Below are 21,470 nucleotides of genomic sequence, written 5' to 3' on the forward strand. Positions count from 1 at the left end.
AACAGGCCGGGTCACGGCACGGGCCGGCTCCACAGGACGGGCTGGCCGCCGCCCGAGTCGGCGCTGCGGCCCACCCCGAGCAGGGTCTTCCCGAAGGCCGCGAGGCCGGTGATCTCCTGGTCGCCGACGCCGCCGAGGCCGGTGCCGCCGGGCGTGGAGGCCTGCCAGGACGAGCCGTCCGCGGACGTCCACGACACGACGTCGGTCGCGCCCGCGCGTCCGGTGGTGCCGGTCGCGGCGAAGCCCTTCGGGGTCGCGGCCAGCGCGGTGACGCCGACGGTCGTGTCGCCGCTCGGCGACGGCAGGGGGCGCCACGTCCTCCCGGCGTCCGTGGACACGTAGCCGAGCCAGTCGAGGCCCTTCGGGGTGGCTGCGACGCCGGTGGCCACGAGCGTGCCGCCCTTGGCGGCGACGTGCGTGAGGTGGCCTTCGGTCACTCCGGCCCCGGGAAGCCGGAGTTCCTGAAGCGTCCAGCGCTTGCCGTCCGGCGACAGCCACACCGACGGGTGGTTGCCCTTGCCGTCCCGGCTGCCGCCGACGGCGGCGTATCCGAACGCCCCGGACGTGACGTCCAGCATCCAGCGGCTCGCGGTCTTGGTGCCCGCCATCATCTTCGGGTCCGCGCCGGCGCCCCGCGCCCAGTTCTTCAGGTCGGACGAGTACCAGGTCGCCACCGAGTAGCCCTGCGTGCCGACGACGACGTAACCGGCCGAGCCGGCCGCCGCGGCGTAGGTGACGGGCGCGCCCTGCTTGTCCGCCGCGAACGCGGGCGCGGTGTCGGCGGCCTGCCACGTCGCGCCGTCCTTGGAGGTGACGACGAGAGGGCGGCGCGGCGTGGACTGGTCGTAGCCGACCGCCAGCCAGCCTGCGCCGCCGGCGGCGACGTCGTCCAGCCGCTGCGGGCCGGGCCGGGTGAACGCGGCGCCGAGCCCTTGCGCGGCCTTCCAGGACGCGCCGTCCTGCGACGACCAGACGGCGGCGTCACCGCTCGCGCTGCCCACCGCGACCGCGAGGCCGTTGGTGGCGGCCACGGAGCGCACCGCGTGGTCGGGCCGGACGGCGCCGGGGATCTTCGCCAGGTCGACGGGGACCGCGGTGCCGTCCGCGTCCCACACGCCGAGCATCGGGTCCAGGTCGCCGCCGCCGGGCTCGCGGCCGACGAGCACCGTCTGGCCGCCGGCCGCCGCAGCGCCCAGCACCTCCCGGCCCGCCTTCGACTCGGCGGAGCCCGCCGCCTTCCAGGCGGTGCCGTCCGCGCTGCGTGCGAGCAGCACGTCCGTACCCCGGACGACGACGGCCGTGAAGCCCCGACCGTCGGAGACGATCCCGCTCGTGCGCTGGTAGCCGGCCGGCTCCAGCTTCCCGGTCTTGGTCCATGACCTGCCGTCCTTGGACGTGAAGGCCTGACCGAAGAGCTTTCCGGACGCCGACATCTCGCGCATCGCCAGGAATCCCGACCCGCCGCCACCGCCGACCATCAGGCCGCGGCTGCCCTTCGGCGCCGGCACCTCCGACGACGACCACGTCCGGCCGGCGTCGTCGGAGCGCCAGAGCTTCCGGTAGGGACCCGGCTTCTTGGAGTCGGGCGTGATGAGCCCCTCCAGCAGGATCACATCGCCGTTCGCCGCGGCCTCCACCAGGGAGAACCCGCCGTTCTCGACCTGCAGGCCGATCTGGTCGCCGACCCGCGCCTCCCACCGGCGCCCGTCGCTCGACAGCCACACCGCCGGACGCGCGTCGCTGAAGTCGCCCTTCGGGGAGTTCTCGCCGACGGCGAGGAACCCGCCGCCGGTGCCGACGATCCGGGTCACCCGGTCGTGCGGGCCGAAGACGTCGCCGACGGCGTCGGGCTGGCGGCGCCACTCCTTGCCGTCCTTGCTGGTCCACACGGCGCCGCCGCCGTCGGCCCGGCTGCCGACCGCGACCCAGCCGCGGCGCGACGCGCCGACCGCCTCGGGGACCCCGCCGGGCGGCGCCAGGCCGCCGTCGGTGTCCTGCTGGTCGACCGACTCGAAGGTGCGTCCGCCGTCGGCGGAGACCAGGAACAGGCCGCGGGAGTTCTGCGGGTCGGTCTCGCCGCCGACCGCGACCACCGTCGAGCCGCGCGCCGCGACGCCGGTGACCTGCTGGTCGCGGCCGTCGGTGCGGGCCGCGGCGTCCACCGGGAACAGCGCGCCGGCGAGTTTGGCGCCCGCGCCGCCGCCGTCGTCGTCGCCGCCGATCAGGCCGGGCACCACGAGCACGCCCGCGGCGACCAGCGCCACGGCGGCGAGCCCGCCCACGCCGATGAACAGCGGCTTCTTGATGCTCCTGCGGGGACCCCCCGTGCCGCGCGGCCCTCCGGTCCGCCACGGCTCCTCGATCGCCGGCGGGGGCGCCATCGGGTGGACGGCCTCCGGCCCGGGGGGCGGCGTCCCGGGGATCTGCTGCGCCCACGGGAACGGCTCCGCCGCCGGAGGGGCGTGCGGGGCCGGGGGAGCCTGCGCGCCAGGGATCTCCTGCGCGTAGGGGAACGGCTCGTGGGACGGGCGCGCGGGAGTGCCGGGGATCTCCTGCGCCCACGGGAACGGCTCGTGGGCCGGGGGGCTCTGCGAGGGCGCGGCCTGCGGATGCGCGGCCTGGTGATGCGCCGCCTGAGGATGCGCGGGCTGCGGGGGTACGGGCGGCATCTGCTCGATGCGGGTGACGTCCGCCATGTCCTGCCCGTAAGAGGGAGGAGGCTGGGTGGGGAACTCGGTCCTCGTCACGTCCGCCGCGTCCTGCCCGTAGGAGGGAGGCGGCTGGGTGGGGATCTCCGTTCGGGTCACGTCCGCCATGTCCTCCTCGTAGGAGGCGGGCGGCGGGAGGGGGATCTCCGTTCTCGTCACGTCCGCCATGTCCTGCCCGTAGGGGGAGGGCTGCGGGGCGGGAGCGCGGGTGGACGTGGCCGGAGCGTCCGCGACGGGAGCGGGCAGGACGGGCGAGGCCGCCTCCTCGCTCGCGCCGCCGCCCTCGCCGGCGGTCTCCGCGGGCCGGTCGGCCGCCGGCTTCTGCCTCTTCGGCAGGATCATCGTCTGGTTGATGTTGGGGTCCATGACGGTGCGGTCCGCCATGTCCGCGTCCGGATCGTCCTCGGGGGAGTCCTCGGGGAAGTCCTCGGGCGCGTCGCCGTCGTCGGGATCGTCGTCGGGATCGTCTTCGAGGTCGTCTTCCGGGTCGTCCACGGGGAGCAGCGGGCCGGACGAGGCGTCCTGGTCGTCCAGCCAGCCCGATGGGGGAGGCGTCTGCGCCGGCTGCCCGGGTTCGGGACGCTCACCCTCGTGGTCGTCATCCGGCATTCCGGTTGGAGTCACGCCCTCTCCCAGCTTCCGGTCACTCTGCACGTCTCACCCTGCACATCGCCCTGGCGCGTCCGCAGTCGTCAGCGATGATAGCGGCGCATAAAGGACGGAACTCCGTCAACGGCTCCGGCCTGCGGGGGTACAGCCGGAACCCGTGCAGTGGGTCAGCGCGTACAGGAGGTCGGACAGGTGGCGGCGCCGCTGCTCCGGCAGCCCGGCGGCGATGTTGTTCAGCTCGTGCGGATCGCGGACCCGGTCGTAGTACTCGCTCTCCCCGCCGGAGTACTCCACGTACAGCATGTCGTCGGTGCGGATCGCGTTGTAGGTGGTCGGCGAGCCGGGCGCGGAGTCCTGCCGGTCGGGGTCCAGCGGGGACGGCGGCGGCTTGACGTGCTCGACCAGCGCCGACTCGCGCCAGCCGGCCGGTGCGGCGCCGCGCAGGAACGGGGCGAGCGACCGGCCGTCGGTCGTCGCCGGCGGGCGCACGCCGGCCAGTTCCTGGAACGTCGGGGCAAGGTCGGTGTTCTGCGCGATCTCGCCGACCCGGCGCCCGGCGGGGACCCCCGGTCCGACGACGACGTAGGGCACCCGGATGTCGGTGTCGAAGGCGGTCATCTTCCCGCCGGCCAGCCTGTGCTCGCCCAGGTGGAAGCCGTTGTCGGAGCCGAACACCAGGTAGGTGTCGCGGTCGAGGCCGCGCTCCTTCAGCGCCGTCCGGATACGGCCGATCATCTCGTCGACCGACTGCACCATCCGCACCCGGTCGCGGAAGCCGTCGTCGATGCGGCGGACCCCCGGCCTGCGCAGCTTCGGGTGCGACCGCAGCCAGGACGGCTTGTCGCGGATGTCGGCCTCGTTGAACGACGGCGGCCGGGGCGCCGTCAGGCCGCCGAACAGCGCGGCGTGGCGCGGCGCCGGCACGAACGGCCCGTGCGGCGCGAACGTCGCGATCTCCATGAAGAACGGCCGCCCTGATCCTGCGGACCGCTGGACGAACTCGACACCCTTGTTCGCCAGCACGTCGGTCAGGTAGTCCTGCGGCCGGGCGCCGTAGTGCACGAGCCGGCCGTTCTCGTTCAGGTTGTAGTCGTACTCGGGATAGCCGTTGCCGCTGACGTGCCACTCGTTCCATCCCGGCGGCACGTACGGCTTCGTGTCGCCCTGGGTGTCGTTGGGCTGGTAGCCGTTCATGTACTTGCCCAGCAGCGCCGTCCGGTAGCCGGCCTTCTGCAGGGACGGGGCGAACGACGCCTGCTCGCCGCCCTTGTCCTTGAAGACCTCGAAGCCGCCGTCGGGCGGGAAGTTCGTGCGGACTCCGGTGTTGTGCGGGTACCGGCCGGTGAAGATCGTGGCGCGCGACGTGCAGCAGAGCGAGTCGGCCATGATGAAGTCGTCGAAGGTGAGCCCGTCCCGCTGCATCCGCAGCACCTGCGGCATGTGCGCGACGAGGTTCCAGGACAGGTCGTCGGTCAGGACGAACACGATGTTCGGCTTCTTCGGGGCCTTCGTCGCCTTCGGCGCGGCACGCTCGACCGGCTGGAGGAGGCAGCCGCTCGTCCCGAGGACGGCGAGAAGGCACAGCACGGCCGCCAGCCGCCGATGTCGGATCAACGTCCGTGTCCCCTCCATGATGAGATCGCCGGGCAAGCGTAACGATCCGGACGCCGGTCGCGCAGGCGGCGCCCGTTGGCCGTCCCGCCTCGGTTGTTGGCATGATGCGGGGTGCCATGAGGTGGACCAACCGCGACCCGCGGGCGCTCGCGCCGCTGCTGCCGCTGGTCGCGGGGGCCGCGATCAGCGCCCTGGTCGCGCTGGTCGTGTGGCTGGCCGTGACGGTGGCCCCGCAGTCCGACGGGGCGGGCGCCCGCCCTTCGACCGGTCCCGGCCGGACCGGCCCAGGCGCGTCCGCGGGCGCGCCGCCGCCGAGCCCGGCGGGCTCTCCGGCGGCGATCGACCCGCCCGGCTACTCGCCCGCCGAACCGGTGATCGACGGCTCCTTCGCCGATCCCACCGTGATCAAGGTGGCGGGGACGTACTTCGCCTACGGCACCAACAACGCGGACGCGACGATGCCCGTCGCGACGGCCCCGTCGCCGACCGGGCCCTGGAAGGTGGCGCCCGGCGACGGCCTGGCCCGGCTCCCGGCATGGGCCGCCGGAGGCTGGACCTGGGCACCCGAGGTCGTCCCGCCGCGCGAGGCGTCGGGCACGTACGTGCTGTACTTCTCCGCGCGCCGCAAGGACGGCGACGAGCAGTGCATCGGGGTCGCGACCTCGTCCTCGCCGGCGGGTCCGTTCGTCCCGCAGGAGGGCGAGCCGCTGATCTGCCCGCTGGACCTCGGCGGCGCGATCGACCCCGCCTCCTACATCGAGCAGGACGGCGCTCGCTACCTGCTCTACAAGACCGACGACCAGAAGTCGGCCGCGATCCACCTCATCAGGCTGAGCCCGGACGGGCTGCGCCCGGCCGGCCCGGCGAAGCAGATCATGGGGCGCGCGGCGGACGAGCCCGTCCTGGTGGAGGCGCCCGACCTGGTCCGGCGCGGCGGGAAGTACGTGCTGCTGTACTCGGCGGGCTGGTACTTCAAGTCGAACTACCAGACGCGCTACGCGGTGGCCTCGTCGATCGAGGGGCCGTACGCCAAGGGCGGCCCCGTCCAGTCCACCGGCCTGTACGGCGGGAAGGTCGAAGGGCCGGGCAGCGCGGACGTGTTCGGCGACGACACCGGCGACTACCTCGTCTTCCACGGCATCCTCGACTACCGCGGCGGCTCCAAGGTGACCCGCGGCATGTACGTCGCCCGCCTCGGCTGGGACGGCGCACGGCCCGCGGTCCGGGGCGTCCCCGTCCGGTACGAGGCTGAGCGGGGGCGGCTGAACGGCTGCGTCTCGGCGCTGGGGCGGCCCAACGCGTCCGGCGGATCGGCGGTCGGCCCCTTCGCGCGCGACGACTGCCGCGTCGAGGTGCCCGTGTTCGCGCCCACCGCCGGGAGCTACTCGGTCATCACCCGGTACGCCAACCGCTCCGGGCGCGACTCCGACCTGGAGATGTCGGTGAACGGCTATGCCGCGACGTCCGTGCGGCTGCGCGCCACGACGGGCGCCGACTGGCCCTCAGTCACGGCGACGGTGGAGCTGGCGGCGGGCTGGAACACGATCGGCCTGCGCCGCCTGGACGGTCAGGGGCAGGTCGACTACCTGGAACTGCGGTAGGGGCCCGTACGCTCGAACAGGACGAGCCAGCCGCCCCGGTAGGTCCACGTCCCGGCCTTCCGCCAGGGCCCGGCGGACTGCACCGCCCGCTCCCGCCGCTCGATGATCGGGCCGTGCGGGTCGAGGGACCGGTGGTTCATCACCCACACCCGGTCCGTCCGGGCGAGCCTCGACGGCAGTTCGCGAGGGAGCAGGTCACGGCCCTTGAGGTTGGCGGCCGCCACCGGGTCCGTGCTCACGCCGGCGTCGAGCAACCGTCCGAAGGCGTCGGGATAGGTGGCGGCGCTCCACCGGGCGCTCCCCGCGAGGTAGACGATGGCGTCCCCGGGCCGGGCCCGGGCGCGGACGACGTCGGCGGCCGCGCGCATGTCGTCGGGACGGCTGTCCTGGTGGCGGATGTAGTCGTGGGCCCGGAGGGACGGTGCGGCGAGTACCGCCGCCGCGGCGGCCACCAGTACGGCGCGAACGGCCAGCCCGGCACGAGCGGGCGGGTGGCGGACGACGGTGAACGGCGCGGCCAGGCCGGCGCCGACGAGCAGCGCGACCGCGGGAAGGCAGTAGGTCGTGTACCGGTAGTAGAAGACCGGGTCCGTCACGCTGGAGGCGAGGAGCAGCAGCACGGTCGGCACGAGCGCCCAGGGGAGCGCGACGGCGGGCAGGGAGGCCGTGCGATGCGGGATCGAGGCGCGACCCAGGACGCTCGCCACCGCGCCGAGCAACGCGAGCGCCACGACCGGCGCGACGAGCGCGCGATCCCCGGTCAGGAACTGGAGTTGCGCCCACGCGACGTCCCATGACGGCCGGGGAAGCCACTTCACCTGGCGTTTCTGATCCTGCGCCGCGAGCGCCAGCACCACGAGCGGGGCCGTGGCCGCCGCCGCGGACGCCAGCCAGCGCAGCCACACCCCGGCCTTGGGACGGGTCAGCAGAAGTGTCACGCCGTGCGCCGCGAGCAGCAGGGCTCCGTCCAGATGCAGGAACCCCAGCACCGCGACCGCGGGGGCGTAGCCCGCGAACCACCGCCACCGGCGCCCCTCGTCCCTGTCGAGGGCCCGCACGAGCAGGTAGGTGGCGAGCACCGCGACCGCCGCTGTCAGGGCGTAGGAGCGCGCCTCCTGCGCCCACCGGCTCGTCTGCGGACCGGCGGCCCACGCCAGTCCGGCCGCGAGCCCGGCCGGCGGCCCGAGGCAACGCCGGCCGATGACGGCGAGGCCCGCGGCGGCCGCCGCCATGGCGAGCGCGCTGGGCAGCCGCAACGCGAGCGCGCCCGTCCCGAACACCGCCACCCACGGCTTCATGAGGATGTAGTAGAGGGCGTGCACGAGGTCCAGGTGGGGGAAGACGCGGAGCATGTCGCCGTAGGACCGCGTCGTCATGCTGATCGTGGCGGCCTCGTCCAGCCACAGCGACGGGGTGCGGATGCCGACGAGCGCCACGGCGAGGGTCAGCGCGGCGCAGGCGAGCGGGGACGCCGGCCCCGTGAGCCGGCGCCTGCCGTGCGCGGTGTCGTTCCGCGGCCGGTCAGCCGTCGCGACCATGACCGCGGCCGTCGGGAGGCACCTCGACTTCGGTCTCCCGCAGGACCCCGGTCTCCCGCAGGATCGCGGCGGTCGGCCTCGGGCGGGTGAACAGGCCGTCCCTGACGCCGCGGACCAGCGCTCGGCGTAGCACCGCGCGGTCGGAGGAGCCGGCGAACGTGCGGGCCCAGCGCCGCGCCGTCGACCCCGCGTAGAGCGCGCGTTCCGGCGGTGCGAGCCCGCGGCTCCCGGTGAACAGCCAGATCTTGTTGCGCACCTCGTAGAAGAAGCGGTCGCCCGGGTCCGCGTCCGTCCCGCCGAACTCCCTGGTCTTGTGCACCACGACGCTCCCGGGGCAGAGCAGCCCGCGGCGCCCGCGCAGGAGCCGCGTCGTGAACTCGAAGTCGTCGTTCCAGAGGAAGTAGTCGGCGACCGGCAGCCCGCGCTCGCGCACCGCCGTCGCGTCCACCAGCGCGGACACGAAGGACGCGGACCGGATCGGCACGCAGTCCGCCGCGCGCGCGAGCCGCGACTCGGCGGCCGTCGCCCGCGGCTTGGGGCGGGGGGTGTTCATCGGGTGGTCCCGGCCGTCGGTCCAGACGACCCGGCTCGCCACGAGCACGGGCGGCCCGTCCTCCCCGGCAGCGGCCTTCCGACGTGCGTCCAGCAGGGCCTGGAGGGCCTCCGGCTCGGGCACGGTGTCGTCGTCCAGCAGCCAGAGCAGGTCGGCGCCGCCGCCCATCCCCCGGGCCATGCCCGCGCCGAACCCGCCGGCGCCACCGATGTTGCGGGGCAGGGCGAGCAGGTCCGCGTCGGGGAACCGCTCGGCGACCATCGCGGCGGTGCCGTCGGCGGACGCGTTGTCGACCACGATGATCCGGTCCGGGGGGCGCGTCTGGGCGCCGAGCGCGGTCAGGGCCTCGTCGAGAAGGTCGCGCCGGTTGTAGGTGACGACGACCGCGGTGACGGACGGTCCGCCGCGGCCCCGCGGCCCCCCGTTCACGGGTTGCGCCTCCCCGCGGCCCGGCGCGCGGCGCGCTGCAAGGCCGGCGACGGCGAGGAGGCGGTCTCCATGAGCCGCTCCAGGTTCTCCTTCACGCCCGTCATCTCGCTGTGCAGGTGGGCGAGTCCGACGCGTTCGCGCGCCAGCGACAGCTCCTCCAGCAGGTGCGCCACCACCCCGACGGACGCGGTCGCGATCAGCTCCTCCGGGACGTCGCCGGGAAGCATCGCGGCCTCCGGGGCCCGGGACGTGGTCAGCTCGTCCAGGTCGCCGGCCACGTCGTAGCCGGAGGAGCGCAGCGACCCGGCCAGCTCCCGGGTCCGGCGTGCCGCCCAGTCGGCGTGCCGGGCGGGCAACCCCATCCGGGTGCGGGCCGTGTCGGCCGTCCCGCCGGTGAGCCGGGTCGATCCTCCGTGCCCGACGAGGTGCTCCTGGACCAGGCGCTCGTAGTCGCCGCCCAGTGCGGGGCCCATCCTCTCGTTCAGGCGGCGGAGCAGCTCCGCCTCGATCGCCGAGAGCGGCTCGTCCCCGGGGATGCCGCCGAGGTCGCACACCCCGTCCTCGATGCCGACCAGGGTCCGGAACCTGTCCCACATCACGTCGGCGCGACCGCCTGGCGGCGGCAGCGTCAGGACGTGGACGCGTTCCCGCGGCACCGCCGAACCCCAGGCCCGCAGCACCCGCACCGGGTCGTGCAGGCCCCAGAACATCTCCCCGTAGGGCTCCGGCGCGTCGATGCCGAGCGCGACGAGATCGTCGACGAAGCGCTCGAACGTGATGGTGTGCGCGTGCCGGATCTGCTCCTGCCAGTCGAGGATCAGCTGCCAGCCCAGGTCGCGGGTGGCGAGGACCACGTGCACCTCGGCCGGCTCCAGCGCCGAGACGGCCCGCTTGACCTGCTGTTCGGTCGCTCCGCCCAGCAGCGGCTGGGAGAAGACGACCGTGGGGCCGTCCCAGTCGCGGGCGCGCCGCACGACGCGGTCCCACGCGCCCTCCCAGGCCGGGTCCCGGTGGCCGCCCCAGCTCATCTCGCGCAGGTCCATCACGGCCGCGAAGTGCTCCTGCGGACCGGTGACCGGGAGGCAGACACCGGCGTCGCCCAGCCGCCGCCGGTTGCTCCACAGCGCTCGGTGCAGGAAGGCCGCCTCGGCCGTCGGCGCCCCGACATGCAGATAGACGGACTTACCGGGGTCCCCCATACGGGCGCTCACCTCGTTCTCGTCTCGGCGTCGGGCCGTTCCGTCCCGCCCTGGATCCTGCGATAGGCGCCGCGCAGCCGGAGCGCCGCCGGGTAGCGCTCCCGCGCCGTGCGTTTGGCCCGCTCGACGAACGGAGCGGCCTCCTGGACGAGCCGGTCCGTCGTGTCGAGCAGGTCGGCCGATCCCGCGCGCAGCATGTCGATCTGGTCGCGGACGGGGAGGCCGGCGCCGGGCACCGCCTCGGTCCGCTCCCGGCCCTCCTGGACGCGCAGCAGCAGCGCCGCGACCGCGTCGACGCCCACGTCCGCCATCTCCGCCCAGCGGGCCTCGTCGGGCGGCGGCGCGGGCGCGGTCCCGAGCGCGGCGCCGGACGCGGCCGAGGGCATCAGCTCGTACAGGTCGCCCACCACGTCGTAGCCCGCAGCGCGCAGCGCCTCGACGGTCTCGACGGCCCGTTCGGTGGCCCACGGAACATGCTCGCGGGGCAGTTCGATCCTGACCGGATACGGGCGTCCGGCCAGCACCTGCTGCGCGAGGAAGAGCTTGACGTCCTCGTTGTAGGCGTGCCAGCCGACACGGTCGCCGAGTGTCTCGTTGAGGCGCACCAGGAACTGCGTCTCGCTCAGCCCGAGCGACGGGTTCGCGAACGTCCGGGACAGGTCGTAGTCGTCCGGGGCGAGGCCGGTGGCCGCGCAGAAACGCCGCCAGAGCAGGTCGCGGGGTGCGCCGGGCCGGGGGAGGGTGACGACGTGGACCCGCTCGGGCGGCAGGTCCTCGCCCCAGCGGCCGAGCACCGCGACCGGATCCTGGAGGCCCCAGAACAGCCGCGCGCTCTCGTAGGCGCGCCAGTCCTGCCGCCGCAGCGACGTCACGAACTCGGTGAACGAGGTCGTGAAGCGGTTCTTGACGTCCTCCTGCCAGTGCGCCGGGATCTGCCGGCCGAGGTCGCGCACGGTGAAGACCACGTGAACGTCGGCGAAATCGAGGTCGGCCATGGCCTGGCGGATCCACCGCGGCCGGGCGGGCGCGAACAGCTCCTGCGAGATGATCACGGTGCCGGGCCAGTCGCGGGCCTCGGCGACGAGGTCGTGCCACGCGCCCCGCGTGGCCGGGTCGGACGCCTCGCGGAAGAACGTCCGCCGCAGGTCGAACGCGGCGCGGACGTGCGCGGCCTGGTCCCGGCCCGGGTAGAGGACGCCGTGCTCGCGCAGCCGGTCGCGGTTGTGCCACAGCACGTGCTGGAGGAACGTCGTGCCGCTCTTGGCGGCCCCGACGTGCAGGAAGATCGCAGGGCGCGCACTGTGCGCCGCACTGCCGGGAGTGGGTGGGGCCACCGCGATCCTTGGCTTCCTGCGCCGGTACCGAACGAACCCCGGGTATCTTAGCCGCATTCCGTACATAGGGATCCGGCCGGCGCCCCCGTGCGGCCAGGTCCCCGCCCCCGCACGAGTCGGATGGACGCCGTCCAGTGAACGTTGATCTCGTGGTGGCCGGTGCCGGGTTCTTCGGTCTCACGGTCGCCGAACGATGCGCGGCCGGGCTCGGCCTGCGCGTGCTCGTGCTCGACCGCCGCGACCACATCGGCGGCAACGCCTACAGCGAGGCGGAGCCGGAGACGGGCATCGAGGTGCACCGCTACGGCGCGCACCTTTTCCACACCTCCAACGAGCGGGTGTGGGAGTACGCGAACCGGTTCACCGCCTTCACCGGCTACCGGCACCGCGTGTTCTCCACCTACAAGGGCCGGGTCTACTCGATGCCGATCAACCTCGGCACGATCTGTGAGTACTTCGGCCGGGTCTTCACCCCCGACGAGGCGCGCGCGCTGATCGCCGAGCAGGCCGCCGAGATCCGCCGCCCGGCCAACCTGGAGGAGCAGGCGATCTCGCTGATCGGACGCCCGCTGTACGAGGCGTTCATCCGCGGCTACACCGCCAAGCAGTGGCGGACCGACCCCCGCGACCTGCCCGCGGAGATCATCACCCGGCTTCCGGTGCGCTACACCTTCGACAACCGGTACTTCGACGACACGCGCGAAGGGCTCCCGGTCGACGGCTACACCGCCTGGCTGGAGCGGATGGCCGACCACCCGGGCATCGAGGTCCGGCTGAACACCGACTTCTTCGACCTGCGGGACGACCTCGTCGGCAACGTGCCCGTCGTCTACACCGGCCCGCTGGACCGCTACTTCGACTACGCCGAGGGCGACCTCGGCTGGCGGACGCTGGACTTCGAGACGGAGGTCGTGCCGACCGGCGACTTCCAGGGCACCCCGGTGATGAACTACGCCGACGAGGACGTCCCCTACACCCGGATCCACGAGTTCCGGCACTTCCACCCCGAGCGTGCGGGCTACCCGTCCGACCGGACGGTCATCATGCGGGAGTACTCGCGGGCCGCCGCACGCGGCGACGAGCCGTACTATCCCGTCAACACCGCCGCCGACCGGGCCAGGCTGCTCGCCTACCGCGAGCTGGCCAGGCGCGAGGACGGCGTGCTCTTCGGCGGGCGGCTCGGCACCTACAAGTACCTCGACATGCACATGGCCATCGCCAGCGCGCTCACCATGGTCGACAACCGACTGCGTCCCCATTTCGGCGAGGGCTCGCGTCTCACTAGCGGAGGTATGGACGAGTGACCGAACACGCCGGGGCGTCCGAGCAGTCCGGCGCCGCCGGGCTGCGGGTCCTGCAGCGCGTCGTGATGCCGGTCGACCGCGACCTGGACGTCCTCAAGCTGTACGTCGAGGGCGAGATCGCCCGCGGAGCCGAGGCCCTCGCCGCCGAGAGGGCCGCCGAGGCCGGGACCCCGGCGGACGGGGCCGAGGGCGCCGGCAGGCGCAGCGTCGTCGTGCCGGTCGGGCGCCGGGTCTCGTTCGCGACCTACTTCAACGCCTTCCCGGCCAGCTACTGGCGTCGCTGGACGTCGGTGGAGGAGGTCGTGCTCCGGGTCCGGGTGAGCGGCCAGGCCACGGTCATCGTCTACCGGTCCAGTGCGAAGGGCCACGTCCAGCGCGTCGACTCCGTTCGCGTCGACTCCGAGACCTCCCGCGAGGAGACGTTCCGGTTGACGCTGGACCCGTTCATCGACGGCGGCTGGTACTGGATGGACGTGCTCGCCGGGGAGGGCAACGCCGTCCTGGAGCGGGCCGACTGGTGCGCCGAGACGAGCGCCACCGGGCCCGTCCGGCAGGGGCGGGTCAGCCTGGGCATCACCACGTTCAACCGCCCCGGCTTCTGCGTCGACCAGCTCGTCGCGCTCGGCGGCGCACCCGAGGCGCTGGAGGTGGTGGACGCCGTCTACGTCGTCGACCAGGGGACGCAGCGCGTCCGCGACGACGAGGGCTTCGAACGCGCCGCGACCCTGCTCGGACCGAAGCTGCACGTCGTCGAGCAGGGCAACCTCGGCGGCTCCGGCGGCTTCTCCCGCGCGATGGACGAGACCCTCAAGGCCGGGACCAGCGACTACGTCCTGCTCCTGGACGACGACGTCGTCACCGAGACCGAGGGCGTCCTGCGCGCCGTCGCGTTCGCGGACTTCGCCCGGACCCCGACGATCGTCGGCGGCCACATGTTCAACCTGTTCGTCCGCTCGCAGTTGCACGCCTACGGCGAGACCATCGGACGGTACCGCTGGTGGTGGGAGGAGGCCCCGCACACCAAGCGCGAGCACGACTTCGCCAAGCCCCCGGACCCGAGCCCCCGCGCGCGGACCAGCTCCGGCAGCCTGCTGAAGACGAAGTGGCTGCACCGCCGCGTGGACGTCGACTACAACGGCTGGTGGATGTGCCTCATCCCCACCGACGTCGTCCGCAAGGTCGGGCTGTCCATGCCGATGTTCATCAAGTGGGACGACGCCGAGTACTGCGTCCGCGCCGGCGAGGCGGGCTTCCCGACCGTGACGCTGCCGGGCATGGCCGCCTGGCACGTCCCCTGGCAGGACAAGGACGACGGCATCGACTGGCAGGCGTACTTCCACGAGCGCAACCGCCTGGTCACCGCCCTCATGCACTCGCCGTACGAGCGCGGCGGCAACCTGCTCAAGGAGAGCTTCATCATCTCGGTGAAGCACGCGCTGGCCATGCAGTACTCCACCGCCGAGCTGATGCTGTCGGCGATCGAGGACGTGCTGAGCGGGCCCGAGCACATGCACGCGGGCATCGGTTCGAAGCTGCCCGAGATCCTCGCGTTCCGCGCCGACTTCCCCGACGCCCGCAACCGCGCCAGCCACGAGGAGTTCCCGCAGGTCCGGCGCGCCAAGCCGCCGAAGCGCGGGCGCGGGTTCAAGCCGCCGCGCGGCACGGTGAACGTGCTCGCGAGCGCGATGCTCGGCACCGTCAGGCAGCTCCGTCCGGTCGAACCCGGATCGCGCGGCAACCCGCAGGCCGTCATCCCGCACATCGACCGGCACTGGAGCCTGCTGTCGCAGGTCGACAGCGCGCTCGTCTCCTCCGCCGACGGCACCAGGGTGGCCTGGTACCAGCGCGATCCGGAGCGTTTCCGGACGCTGCTGCGGCGCACGTCGCTGCTGCACGCCCGGCTCGGCCGCGAGTGGCCGGAGCTCAGCCGCCGCTACCGGGCCGCGATGACCGAGATCGCCTCCGCCGAGGCCTGGCGGGCGACGTTCGACGCCGCGGGCGGCGGGGACGCCGGCGGCCCCGCCGCGGGCGGGCCCGGATGACCCTCGCGCCGGTCCGCGCCGACGAGGGGCTGCGGGCGCCGGGAGGCGACGGCGGCCTGCGGCGGACCTTCCGGGAGAAGTACCTGCTGCGGCTGCTGGTGCGCCGCGAGCTCAGGGCCCGCTACAAGGGCTCGCTGCTCGGCCTCGGCTGGTCCTATGTGCGGCCGGCCGTGCACTTCGCCGTCTACTTCTACGTCATCGGCGTCTTCCTCGGCATGGACGACCGGGTCGAGGACTTCCCGGTCTACCTGTTCGCGGGCATGGTCCTGATCAACCTGTTCACCGAGACGCTGCACTCGGCGACCCGCTCGGTGACGGGCAACGCCGCGCTCGTCCGCAAGGTGTTCCTGCCGCGCGAGCTGTTCCCGACCGCGTCGGTACTGGTCTCGCTCGTCCACTTCCTGCCCGGGATGATGATCCTGCTGGGCGGGGCCGTCGCCTCGGGATGGCGGCCGTCCCCCGTGGAGCTCGGCGCGGCCGTGTACGGGTTCGCGATCATCATCGTCCTCGGCTTCGGGCTCGGGCTGCTCTGCGCGGCCGTGAACGTGTTCTTCCGCGACCTGGAGCAGGTGGTGGACATCTCCATGATCGTCATCACCTGGTCGGTGCCGATGATCTATCCCTGGACCCACGTCCGGACGCACGCGCCCGCGTGGGTGCTGGACCTCTACCTCGCCAACCCGCTCGTCAGCGCCGTCTCCCTGTTCCAGCGGGCCTTCTGGCTCCCCGGGACCCGCGGCGACTTCGCGTTCCCGCCCCACCTCTACGCCCACGCCGGCATCTCCCTGGCCGTCAGCGTGCTGGTGTTCATCGCGGGGCACGCGGCGTTCTCCCGCATGCAGGCGCGCTTCGCGCAGGAGATGTAGCCGTTGAACACCGCGCACCCGGCCCCGTCGATCGTCATCGACCGCGTCACGAAGAACTTCACGCTGCGGCACGCCCGTTCGATCAAGGAGATGAGCGTCCGCGCGTTCCGCGGGCAGCGCCTGTCGGACCGGTTCCGGGCCCTGGACGAGGTCAGCCTCACCATCGGCCAGGGCGAGACCGTCGCGCTCATGGGGCTGAACGGGTCCGGCAAGAGCACCCTGCTCAAGCTGATCTCCGGGGTGATGCGCCCCGACACCGGGTCGGTCCTCGTCCGGGGCCGCGTCGCCGGGCTGATCGACGTGGGCGCCGGCCTGCATCCCGAGCTGACGGGCCGCGAGAACGTCTTCCTCAACGGCGCGATCCTCGGCATGCCGCAGGCCGAGATCGCGCGCAAGTTCGACGCGATCGTCGAGTTCTCCGGCGTCGAGCGCTTCCTGGACGACCAGGTGAAGTTCTACTCCTCCGGCATGTTCATGCGGCTCGCCTTCTCGATCGCGGCGCACACCGAGCCGGACGTCTTCCTCATCGACGAGGTGCTGGCCGTCGGCGACCCGCCGTTCCGGGAGAAATGCCTGGACCGCATCCGCGAGCTGCGCGGCGAGGGCCGGACCATGGTCGTCGTCGCGCACGACATCAGGATGCTCGTCGGGCTCTGCGACCGCGGCGTCACCATGCGGCAGGGCCGGGTGATCTTCGACGGGCCGACGGAGGAGGCCGGCCGGCTGGTCCGCGAGGACCGCGCCGCCCGCCGCGCCGCCTCGCAGGCCGGGAGGGCGGCCGGCGCGACCGCCGCACCGGGAGTTTCCGGGGGAAACGGAGATCTCGGTGGATAGGGTGTCCCGAGCCGCGGCCGGGGGCCGCGCACGCCGGTGCAGGACGAGGGGAGAGGTGCGGCGTTGACCAAGCAGGAGTCCGGCAGCCCGGTGCTCGACGACGTCCACCGCGTCATAGCCGACCGGGCGTGCGCCGTCCTGTCCCTGGACATCTTCGACACGGTGCTGTGGCGCCGGGTGCCCCGTCCCACCGACGTGTTCGGGCTGCTCGCGTCCCGGATGCGGGACGCGGGCCTCTGCCCGCCCTGGGTGACGGACGCGACGCTGCGCCGTATGCGGATCGCCGCGGAGGACGCCGCCCGCCGCGGCCGCGACGCCCTCGGCACGGAGGTCTCGCTCTTCGACATCTGGCGCGCGATGCCGGACGGGATCTTCGGTGCCGCACCCCTGGAGGAGCTGGTCGAGGCCGAGATCCGGCTGGAGCGCGAGCTGACCGTCGTGGACCTGGACGTCGCGGAGGTCGTCAGGGCCGCGCGCGAGCAGGACCTCCAGGTCGTCCTGGTGTCCGACACCTACTTCACCGAGGACCAGCTCTCCCGGCTCCTCGACCGGCCGGAACTCGGGCCGCTGGACGGCGTGCGCGTCTTCCGCTCGAACCAGCACGGCACCGGCAAGGCGTCCGGCCTCTGGGAGATCGTGCTGCGCGATCTCGGCCGCGGCCCGGAGCAGATCGTGCACGTCGGCGACCACGAGATCGCCGACCACGAGGTGCCCCGCAAGCTCGGCATCCGCACCGTGCACTACCGCAGGCTCGACGACCCCTACCTCGACGTGCTGGGACGCGAGAAGGAACCCGTCCGGCCGTTCGGCGACCACGCCCCCGACCTGGACGACCGGCACGGCGACTTCGGCCTCACCAGCCTGCGCGCCAAGGCGGTGCACTCCGGCGTCCCGTTCACCACCTCCGCGCTGGACGTCGCGTGGCGCTACGGCGCGGGCGTCCTCGGCCCGGTGCTGACCGGCTTCGCCGAATGGGCGGCATGGCGGGCGCACGAGACCGGCACCCGCCGGCTGTGGTGCCCGATGCGCGAGGGCGAGCTGCTGTCCCGGCTGATCAACGAGGCGGCCGAGGCGCGCGGCTGGGACGTGCGCGCCGCCCCGGTGTGGCTGTCGCGGTTCACGACCTCGCTCGCCGGGCTCGACCCCCACGACACCGCCGCGGTGCACGCCTTCGTCCGCACCGGGTACCGGCTGACCGTCCGGCAGGCGCTGTCGGTCCTGGAGCTGCAGCCCGGCGACGTCCCGGGCCTCGCGACCGAGCTGGACACCGTCATCGACAACGGCGACATCGCCGAACGGGTCGCCCGCGCGCTGACCGAGACGCCGCACCTGTGCAACCGGCTCGCGGTGACCGTCACGGCCGCCCGCGAACGCATGATCAAGTCGCTGCGGGACGCGGGCGCCCTCGGCGACGACGCCCTCGCGGCGGGCGAACTGACGCTCGTCGACCTCGGCTGGGGCGGCACGATCCAGCGCCAGCTCGCCCGCGGCCTGGAGATCGCCCGCATCGACGTCAGGCCGGCCGGGCTGTACCTGGCCACCGACGGCAGGGCCGAGCGGGTCTTCATGGCCGGCCTGCGCGCCGAGGGCTACCTGGCGCAGACCGGGTACCCGGCGCACGTCGCCGCGACCGTCACCCGCAGCCCCGAGATCGTGGAGCAGTGCGTCAACGCGCTGTGCGGCTCCCTCATCGGCTACACCGAGGACGGCGCGCCGGTCCTCGGCCAGACGGCCGACTCGCCGTCCCAGAACGCCGAGCGCCGGACCGTGCAGGACGGCGTCCTGGCGTTCCAGCACATGTGGAACAGGTACGTCGCCGCCTCCGGCGGTGCCTGGCCGGACCTCGCCCGCCCGCCGGCGGCGCGGAACCGGCTCGCGCGCATCCTGGTGGCCGCGCTGGAGTCGCCCACCCCCGACGAGGCCGCCGTCTTCGGGAACTGGACCCACGAGGACAACTTCGGCTCGTCCCTGGTCACCACGCTGCTGCCCGCCGACCTCAAGGCGGCCGTCCCGTACCTGTCGCCGGGAGACCTCGGCGACCTGGACATGCGCGACTCGTTCTGGCCCGCGCTGATCGCCGCGTCCGACACCGGGCTCGGCGCCATGGCGAGGGCCGTCGCCGACGGCGCCATCGACGCGGAGGCGTTCGACCCGTCCGGCGAGAAGCACGAGACGCGGCTGCGGTTCCGGACGGCCGACGACCGGTGGCACGAGCCCATCCGGCGCCGCGTCCGGATCAACCACAACGGCCTGTCGTTCTCCCGGCTGTCGTTCGAGCACCACGACACGGTCGACATCTCGCTCGCGATCCCCGGCCGTCCCGCGATCGTGCGGGTCGACTGGATCGAGGCCAGGGTCATCGCGGGCGGGCGGCGCCGCGAGCAGGTGCTGCGCTGGGACAAGCCGGAGGACTTCGTCGGCCTGCACTACGCCGACTGCCGCTACCTCGGCGGCAACCTGATGGAGTTCGACACCTCCTACGCGGCCGTATGGCTCCCGCTGGCCCGCCGCGCCGGGGTGCCGGCGGTGTCGTCCGGGCAGATCACGATCGCTTTCGCGATGCTGCCCCAGTCGTCGACCGGCATGGCGCCGCGCATGCCGGTGGACCGGAGGGCCGAGCGGGCCGCCCGCGCCGCGCGGCTCACCGAACGCTTCCGCGCGGAGTACCGGACCGCCGGCGTCCGGGGCATCGCCGCCGGAGCCGGACGAGTGGCCAGGAGGAAGCTCGGTGACACGTGACTTCGGGGCGGCCGTGACCGGGTCCCCGGACGATCCGCACGAGCAGGCCCGCGCCGCCCGCGAGCAGCCTTTGCTGCTGCACTCGATGGCGGTGTTCCGCGAGCTGTTCGAGACGGTCTTCCGCTGCCGCGACGTCGGTGTCGTCGTCGAGGTCGGCGTGGAGTCGGGGCAGGTCAGCGCGTTGTACGCCGACCTCGGCGCGACTGTCCACTGCGTCGAGCCGGCGCCCGCCGAGGAGTTGCGCGCCGTCCTGGACGGCGACCCCCGCCTGAACCTCGTGGAGGGGCTGTCCCCCGCCGTCCTGCCCGACCTGCCGGTGGCGGACCTCTACATCCTGGACGGCGACCACAACCACGCGGTCGTCCGCGACGAGCTCGCCTGGATCATGGCGAACGCCCCGGACGCCGTGGTCGTCCTGCACGACGTGCTGTGGCCCTGCGGGCGCCGCGACTTCTACTACCAGCCGTCGCCGCTCGCGCCGCAGGACGCGCACCCGGCCACGACCGACGGCCCGACGGTGTGGCACGACGAGCTCACCCCGGCCGGGTTCGTCGGCGACGGCGCCTACACCGTGGCCGAGCGTGCGGGCGGACCGCGCAACGGCGTCCTCACGGCCGTCGAGGACGCGCTGGACGCGACCCCCGGCTGGCGCTTCGAGATCGTCCCCGCCGTCTTCGGCTTCGGCGTCCTCGCCAGGACGTCCGCCCCCGGCACGGACACCCTCTTCGAGGCCCTGCGCCCCTACACGTCCTCGCACCTGCTCGCCGCCCTGGAGAACAACCGCATTGCCCTCTACACCCGCGTCCTGCAACTCCAGTACGAGGCGACGGCCCGCACCGAGGACGCCACCCGGCTGACCGAGACCGTCAACGCCCAGCAGCAGGAGATCGCCCGCCTGACCTCCGAACTCGACCGCTCCAGAACGGAGCTGGCGGCACGGCGCCGGGAGGCGCAGGCGCACATAGAGGACCCCGGCCGGGCCGTGACCCGCGCGGCATCGGACCCCGAACTGGGCGAGGCGATGTCGCATCTCGGGCGAGCGCTCTCCGCCCGCCTGCGCAGGACGCCCCCGGGCCGGGCGCGATGACCGCGGCACGGTGCCGGCCGGGCTGACCGCGCTCGATGTGGTGACCTGCAGGCCATGGGGCCGCGCACCCGAAGTGGACGTCTCCAGACGTGCGACATATTCAGGCGAAGGAGCTGACGATGACGGACTACGTCGCGAGCGTGGCGATGCACGAGGGGACGTGGGGGACGTTCCTCGAACCTGACCCCGCCCTGGAGGACGCCGAGAACCTGCACGAGATGCTCGGCATCCCCATTCTGAGCGGGCACCACGCCGATCTCACGCTGTTCCAGGGGCGCAACTCGGTCTTCGACCGCATCGCGTCCCGGTCCAAGGAGGTCGACCTCGCCTACGAGGACCAGTGCAGTGCCCAGCACTACTACGACGTGTTCAGCTGCGTCGAGCGCGAGCACGGCACGCTGACCCGGCTCGTCGACGTCGGCGTGTTCATGGGCGGGTCCTCCTCCGTGCTCGCCGGCTGCGTCGAGCCGATGGGGCTGGAGCTCGATCTCGTCGACGCCAACTCGGTGTTCCTCCAGTTCGCCCGGGAGCGCGTGCGCCGCACCTTCCCGCGCGCCACGATGCGCGTCCGCATGTTCCATGGGGACCTGCCCACCTACGTCGCGAAGGTACTGCGCGCGGAGTCGGGTACCCGTGCGCTGATCCACCACGACGGGGCGCACGACTTCAACCAGGTCGTCAAGGACCTGAGCTCCCTGTACTTCGCCCGCGACCGGATCCACGGCGTCGCGCTCCAGGACACCCACCTGCGCGGCGAGATCGGTTACTTCAACTTCGTGGACGCGGCCGTCTACGCCATGTTCGGCGTCGACGTGAAGTACGAGGCGCTGGGCTCCCGGTACCCCCAGGGCTCGCCGGTGACCCAGCCCAACCAGTGGAACGGGAACTACTTCCTGGCCGACACGCCGGAGGGCATGTACGTCCCGTTCGACGGTGTGGAGTGGAAGTACCCGCATTCCATGATGGAGCTGGAGGCGTTCCTGCCGGTGAAGGCGCCCCCCGCCGGCTGACCG

General features: G+C 73.3%; 14 protein-coding genes. 8 read left to right on the plus strand and 6 right to left on the minus strand.

What is annotated here, in order from left to right; genetic code table 11:
* Positions 1-11: 11 nt before the first annotated feature.
* Positions 12-3,332: a hypothetical protein gene (locus AB0H37_RS00940; RefSeq protein WP_360610425.1), complete on the minus strand. Its 3,321-nt coding sequence runs from the start codon at positions 3,330-3,332 to the stop codon at positions 12-14.
* A 105-nt stretch (positions 3,333-3,437) separates the two neighbouring features.
* The gene (locus AB0H37_RS00945) at positions 3,438-4,931 is read right to left on the minus strand and encodes a sulfatase (protein WP_329095751.1); all 1,494 of its coding nucleotides are present in this window, start codon (positions 4,929-4,931) and stop codon (positions 3,438-3,440) included.
* A 116-nt stretch (positions 4,932-5,047) separates the two neighbouring features.
* Between AB0H37_RS00945 and AB0H37_RS00950 the strand changes: the two genes are divergently transcribed.
* Positions 5,048-6,532, plus strand: coding sequence for a family 43 glycosylhydrolase (locus AB0H37_RS00950; protein ID WP_360610427.1), 1,485 nt, complete (start codon positions 5,048-5,050; stop codon positions 6,530-6,532).
* Here the strand turns inward: AB0H37_RS00950 and AB0H37_RS00955 are convergent.
* The 4 genes from AB0H37_RS00955 to AB0H37_RS00970 are packed head-to-tail and all read right to left on the minus strand — an operon-like array spanning position 6,514 to position 11,585.
* Entirely contained in the window at positions 6,514-8,070 is a 1,557-nt protein-coding gene (locus AB0H37_RS00955; RefSeq protein ID WP_360610429.1) for a glycosyltransferase family 39 protein, read from the minus strand. The genes AB0H37_RS00950 and AB0H37_RS00955 overlap by 19 nt on opposite strands.
* Positions 8,054-9,052 (minus strand): glycosyltransferase, encoded by a 999-nt coding sequence (locus tag AB0H37_RS00960; protein ID WP_329095745.1) that lies wholly within the window; start codon positions 9,050-9,052, stop codon positions 8,054-8,056. The genes AB0H37_RS00955 and AB0H37_RS00960 overlap by 17 nt, the downstream gene beginning before the upstream one ends.
* Positions 9,049-10,263, minus strand: a complete 1,215-nt coding sequence (locus tag AB0H37_RS00965; RefSeq protein WP_360610431.1) for a hypothetical protein — start codon at positions 10,261-10,263, stop codon at positions 9,049-9,051. Before AB0H37_RS00965 ends, AB0H37_RS00960 begins: the two co-directional genes overlap by 4 nt.
* Complete coding sequence (locus AB0H37_RS00970; protein WP_329095741.1) at positions 10,260-11,585, minus strand: hypothetical protein; 1,326 nt, start codon at positions 11,583-11,585, stop codon at positions 10,260-10,262. The genes AB0H37_RS00965 and AB0H37_RS00970 overlap by 4 nt, the downstream gene beginning before the upstream one ends.
* A gap of 134 nt (positions 11,586-11,719) precedes the next feature.
* Between AB0H37_RS00970 and glf the strand changes: the two genes are divergently transcribed.
* From glf to AB0H37_RS01005, 7 genes are all read left to right on the plus strand, one after another.
* The gene (gene glf, locus AB0H37_RS00975; RefSeq protein ID WP_360610434.1) at positions 11,720-12,889 is read left to right on the plus strand and encodes a UDP-galactopyranose mutase; all 1,170 of its coding nucleotides are present in this window, start codon (positions 11,720-11,722) and stop codon (positions 12,887-12,889) included.
* Positions 12,886-14,931, plus strand: coding sequence for a glycosyltransferase (locus tag AB0H37_RS00980; protein ID WP_329095738.1), 2,046 nt, complete (start codon positions 12,886-12,888; stop codon positions 14,929-14,931). The genes glf and AB0H37_RS00980 overlap by 4 nt, the downstream gene beginning before the upstream one ends.
* Complete coding sequence (locus AB0H37_RS00985) at positions 14,928-15,797, plus strand: ABC transporter permease (protein ID WP_360610436.1); 870 nt, start codon at positions 14,928-14,930, stop codon at positions 15,795-15,797. The genes AB0H37_RS00980 and AB0H37_RS00985 overlap by 4 nt, the downstream gene beginning before the upstream one ends.
* Before the next feature lie 3 nt (positions 15,798-15,800).
* Entirely contained in the window at positions 15,801-16,631 is an 831-nt protein-coding gene (locus AB0H37_RS00990; RefSeq protein ID WP_360610438.1) for an ABC transporter ATP-binding protein, read from the plus strand.
* 63 nt (positions 16,632-16,694) lie between these two features.
* Positions 16,695-19,370: an HAD family hydrolase gene (locus tag AB0H37_RS00995; RefSeq protein ID WP_329095734.1), complete on the plus strand. Its 2,676-nt coding sequence runs from the start codon at positions 16,695-16,697 to the stop codon at positions 19,368-19,370.
* Positions 19,360-20,457, plus strand: coding sequence for a class I SAM-dependent methyltransferase (locus AB0H37_RS01000; RefSeq protein ID WP_360610440.1), 1,098 nt, complete (start codon positions 19,360-19,362; stop codon positions 20,455-20,457). The genes AB0H37_RS00995 and AB0H37_RS01000 overlap by 11 nt, the downstream gene beginning before the upstream one ends.
* Before the next feature lie 119 nt (positions 20,458-20,576).
* Entirely contained in the window at positions 20,577-21,467 is an 891-nt protein-coding gene (locus AB0H37_RS01005) for a class I SAM-dependent methyltransferase (protein WP_179832295.1), read from the plus strand.
* Positions 21,468-21,470: the final 3 nt, after the last annotated feature.

Origin of the sequence: Actinomadura sp. NPDC023710, from assembly GCF_040639875.1 — a bacterium.
GTDB lineage: Bacteria > Actinomycetota > Actinomycetes > Streptosporangiales > Streptosporangiaceae > Spirillospora > Spirillospora citrea.